We start from the raw sequence: 4,632 nt of genomic DNA, 5'->3' as shown, positions 1-4,632 counted from the left end.
CAAAACAAATGAACCGTAGGAACTACGGGGATAGCTTGGTCAATTAGTGTAACCTCTGTTGGTTAGTCAGCTAATCAATAAGTCTGCACTCTACCCAAGAATCTCGCGACTTTAGTCGTGAGAGGTTCAATAACATCTATTGAAAGTATTATTCCGATAGTGTTTTTAATCGCTCTTGGGTTTTACCTTTATCAAAAAAACTGGTTTGGAGAAACTTTCGCAGGCAATATTTCAAAATTGATTATGAATGTCGCCTTGCCTGCCTCTATCTTTGTCTCAGTGCTCAAGTATCTGACCTTAGATAAACTCACCCAAGTCGCTCCAGGGCTTCTTTATACCTTTGGGTCAGTCATTATCGGCTACATTATCGCATTTATCGCAGTTAAGCTCTTTAAGATTCGCCCAGGACGTCGTGGGGTCTTTATCAACACGGTAGCCAATGCCAATACAATTTTTATTGGTTTGCCTTTAAATATTGCTCTGTTTGGTGATAAAGCGCTGCCTTATTTCTTGGTTTACTATATCACAAATACCGTTTCAACATGGGCGTTTGGGGCTTTGTTGATTGCACGTGATAGTAAGGATGGTCAGGCTAAGCAAACAAGTGGTTTAAACTGGAAAAAGCTGCTCCCTGCACCGTTGATTGTTTTTTTAGTAGCACTTGTTTTCTTGCTCTTTAGCATTCCAGTGCCTGACTTTGCGACCAACACGCTGACTTATCTAGGGAACTTGGTAACGCCTTTATCTTTGATTTACATTGGGATTGTGCTCGCTAAAGCTGGTCTTTCTAGTATCAAGTTTGACCGTGATACGATTCTAGCCTTGATTGGACGCTACATTGTCTTACCTGTCGTGATTGTTCTTATCTTATGGTTATTTGGTAAGGGACTCCCAGTAGATGAGTACAAGACCTATGTCGTACAAGCTTCTGTGCCAGCACTGGCTGTTCTACCGATTCTTGCTAACGAAGGTGGCGGTGATGTCGAGTATGCAACTAACATCGTTACAACTTCAACACTCTTGTTTGTTGTTATAATTCCAATTGTTGTTGCCCTTCTTGGTGTTTAAAAAGGATAAGCTTTTACTTATCCTTTTCTTGTAACCACTCTATAAGTTAAATAACCAACCAGCATGCCAAAGAAGTTTTGAGTAAGATTGCCCCAGACGCTAGCAAGAGCAGCGCCCAACCCTTGTCCAAGCACTACAGAGCCTACAACATACCAGCCCACCATAATAATGCTGGCTAAAGTTAAGCCAAGAATGCGCTTTTTTCCTGTCCAGCCAGCAAAGTATCCCTGCGCACCGTGGGCGATAAGGCTGTGAATCATCCATTGAGGATAACCTGCTAAAAGGTCAATCAGAAAACCAGATACCCCCCCCCACAATAGCGCCAGCTTTGCTTCCTAGATAAAAACTGGTAAAGTAAATGCCAGCATCAAGAAGTGTGAGAAAGCCTGTTGGCGTTGGTATCATGATAAAGCGTCCTAAAACAACTGATAAGGCAGTGAGAATAGTAAGTAAAGTCAATGTTCGTGTACGGCTAGATGTCATAAATTCCTCCACAATCTGTTATGATTTGATTGTAAAGGAATCATAAATAAAGTACAATAGAGAAAAAAAGAAAGTGTAGGGGGACAGATATGACAAAAGTTGAGGCGATAAAGTCCTATATCATCGCAGAAATCAAAAAAGGACACTTAAAAGCGGGTGATAAACTGCCCTCTATACGAAAGCTGGCTAACGATTTTTCCTGCAACAAAGACTCTGTGCAAAAGGCGCTTTTAGATTTGCGCTATGAGCACTACATCCATGCAATTGAAAAGTCTGGCTATTATGTCTTTGAAAATCCTCATCAAGAGGTGGAGGCGCTAGACTTGCCTGATTCTGAAATTGCTAACCTAGCCTACGAAGATTTTAGGCTCTGTCTCAATGAAACCTTGATTGGGCGTGAGAGCTATTTGTTTAACTATTTTCATAAGCAAGAAGGCTTGCCCGAGTTGATAGATGTAGCACATCAATTGCTCCTTGAGGGGGATGTCTATAGTAAGCGTGAGCAGCTTGTCATTACAGCTGGGACTCAACAAGCACTCTATATTCTCACGCAGCTAGATTTTCCAAATGGGAAAACAGATATTTTACTAGAGCAGCCGACTTATGACAGGATGGTTGACTTGGTAGGTCAGCTGTCGCTACCTTACCAAACCATCTCAAGAAAGATAGATGGTATCGACTTTGATGAGTTAGAAGCGATTTTTCAAAAAAGCTCTATTAAGTTTTTTTATCTCATGCCAAGACTTCACAATCCCTTGGGCACTTCCTATACGCCAGAGGAGATGGAGCGTTTGGTATTTTTAGCAGAAAAGTACGATGTCTACTTAGTTGAGGATGATTACATGTCTGATTTTGCTGAAAAAGCGCCGCTACATTATTATGATACCTTTGAGCGTGTTATCTACCTCAAGTCGTTTTCAAGTACCATCTTTCCAGCGCTTCGTTTGGCGGTTGTTTGTCTCCCCACATGTCTCAAGCAGGCTTTTATTGATTATAAGAAGCTCATGGATTATGATACCCACTTGATTTTACAAAAGGCTTTGGCGCTTTACATCAATAATGGTATGTATGCTAAAAACACCCACTATCTAAAAGAGCGCTACTACAAGCAAGTCGAAGAGGTAGAAGCCCTTGTTGCACATAAGTCTAAGCTTCCACCATATAGCATTCGCTATCATCATGTCTTGCTGGATGTGTCGGCTTTTAAGAAAAATAAGTTGTCCAAGCTTCTTCGTCTGTCAGAGCCCTTGTCAGACTTTTATGTCAATCCAAAAGCACAGCGTGTCGTGCAAGTTTCTGGTGCTGATAGGCTGGAGCAGATGTTAGATCTGATTAGAGAGGATTTGCCTTAAAGTAGCTTGCCATTAGCTTTTTCTGTGGCGTTGCACGGGGATAATTGTCTAAGTCCTCTCTTTTCACCCAAGCAAGAGTCTTATCATCAACTAGCGTGTCATCAAGAACCGTACCCGCTATGATGTCCATCAGCCACCTTCTGTGGCTAAAGGTGTGTTTGACAAGTGGGAAGGTTTGGTCTGACCAGACAGGCTGTAAGTGATAGTCCTTTTCAAAGACCGTTTTTTGCGAGAACGTAGGAGTTTCCTTGCTGTCTGTCACAAATAGGGAAAGTTGCTGTGCTACTATTTGCGTCTCTAAAAGCGGAAAAGACCAGAAACCTGCTAAAAGACGATCGCTATCATTTTTTTCAAGCAAGAACTCCCCCTTACTGTTTGTAATAACAAAAGCTTGAATCTGTATTGGTTTGGGCTTTTTCTTTGGCTCTTTGACAGGGTATTTGTCCATGGTGTTATGGAGATAAGCAGCGCTGAAAAAGCGAATGGGGCTTTCTTCTGGACGTGGATTTTTAGCGGACTCGATGTCAGCACCCAAGTCCATAAGCGCTTGATTAAAGTCGCCAGGTCTTTTGGGGTCAATCAAGACCTCACAAATGGCCTGAAAGATTTTTCTATTCTTAGGGTCACCGATATCGTAATTCACCTCAAATAAACGTGCCATCACCCGCATGACATTGCCATCTACAGCAGGCTCGACCAAGTCAAAAGCGATACTAGCAATAGCGCCAGCAGTGTAAGGACCAATCCCTTTTAGCTGAGCAATCTCAGCGTAAGTCTCTGGGAAATGCCCATCAAAGTCGGTCATAATCTGCTGCGCTGCGATTTGCATGTTGCGAACTCGAGAGTAGTAGCCTAGTCCCTCCCAAGCTTTGAGCAGTTTTTCTTCATCTGCACTAGCGAGGTCGGCTATAGTTGGAAACCACTCCAAAAAACGCTCATAGTAAGGAATGACTGTAGCGACCTGTGTTTGCTGAAGCATAATCTCAGAAATCCAAATAGGATAAGGGTTTTTCGTATGACGCCAAGGCAAATCACGCTTTTTCCTGTCATACCAAGCAAGAAGAGTTTTCCTAAAACTGTCAATTTTGTCGGTATCCCACATATCGATACCGTATTGTTTAAAATCAATCATAGTGTTATTATAGCAAAGATTTCACCAAAAAAGTTTTTCCCGCGTTGTAAAATGAAGTGCAACCAAAAAGACATATTCGTCTGATAGACTAGAATTCCCCAACTCAGTATAGAAAGCAGATGAATATGTCCACTAATCATTGTACCAAAAAATCAACCTATTCACACCTTTCAGCCTCTGAACGCGGAGCAATTAGTGCCTATCTCAAGATAGGAAAGAAACCAGCTGAGATTGCACGTCTGGTTGGTCGTCATCGCTCAACTATCAGTCGTGAACTGAAGCGAGGAGAGGTGACACAAGTTCAAGATAAAAATAGGAAACTGACCTATTATACGACTTATTTCGCAGACAGTGCTCAACGTGTTTATGAGACCAAGCGTCGCAAAAGTGTCTATCACAAGCTAAACGACTGTTCTAAGTTCTTCTTCAAGGAACTTGAGAAAGCCCTGAAAACGAAACCTCGCGCCACAGCGTCGATAGCTTTGTGCAGACTTACCGAGAAAAACATCCATTGGAAGTCATCCCTTCAACCAAGACAGTGTATCGGTACATCAAAGACGGACTATTGAGGATTAAACTGGATTGATTTACCTAAGA

3 protein-coding genes and 2 pseudogenes are annotated in these 4,632 nt (G+C 42.1%); 3 read left to right on the top strand and 2 right to left on the bottom strand.

The features are described from left to right. Positions 1-117: 117 nt before the first annotated feature. Positions 118-1,068, top strand: coding sequence for an AEC family transporter (locus tag AALA56_RS09695; RefSeq protein WP_369909844.1), 951 nt, complete (start codon positions 118-120; stop codon positions 1,066-1,068). A gap of 17 nt (positions 1,069-1,085) precedes the next feature. Here AALA56_RS09695 and AALA56_RS09690 read toward each other — a convergent pair. After that, a pseudogene (locus AALA56_RS09690) lies at positions 1,086-1,551 on the bottom strand (ECF transporter S component). 89 nt (positions 1,552-1,640) lie between these two features. Here AALA56_RS09690 and AALA56_RS09685 point away from each other — a divergent pair. Next, positions 1,641-2,903 carry an aminotransferase-like domain-containing protein gene (locus AALA56_RS09685; protein ID WP_369909842.1) on the top strand — a complete coding sequence of 421 codons (1,263 nt, stop codon included), beginning with the start codon at positions 1,641-1,643 and terminating at the stop codon, positions 2,901-2,903. On the opposite strand, the gene mutY is transcribed toward AALA56_RS09685, so the two are convergent. Beyond that, positions 2,884-4,035 carry an A/G-specific adenine glycosylase gene (gene mutY, locus AALA56_RS09680; RefSeq protein WP_369909841.1) on the bottom strand — a complete coding sequence of 384 codons (1,152 nt, stop codon included), beginning with the start codon at positions 4,033-4,035 and terminating at the stop codon, positions 2,884-2,886. The two genes, AALA56_RS09685 and mutY, sit on opposite strands and share 20 nt — an antisense overlap. Positions 4,036-4,160: 125 nt before the next feature. Between mutY and AALA56_RS09675 the strand changes: the two are divergent. After that, positions 4,161-4,612 (top strand): annotated as a pseudogene (locus tag AALA56_RS09675) (transposase); the annotation flags it as partial. Between the last annotated feature and the right edge of the window lie 20 nt (positions 4,613-4,632).

The sequence above is a fragment of the Streptococcus hyointestinalis genome (genome assembly GCF_041225505.1).
Lineage (GTDB): Bacteria > Bacillota > Bacilli > Lactobacillales > Streptococcaceae > Streptococcus > Streptococcus hyointestinalis_B.
This window is presented reverse-complemented; position numbering and strand designations above follow the sequence as displayed.

What these genes read in the sequence shown, in the direction of transcription:
- mutY (WP_369909841.1), bottom strand. Translation starts at nt 4,035, where the DNA reads ATGATTGATTTTAAACAATACGGTATCGATATGTGGGATACCGACAAA.
- AALA56_RS09685 (WP_369909842.1), top strand. Translation starts at nt 1,641, where the DNA reads ATGACAAAAGTTGAGGCGATAAAGTCCTATATCATCGCAGAAATCAAA.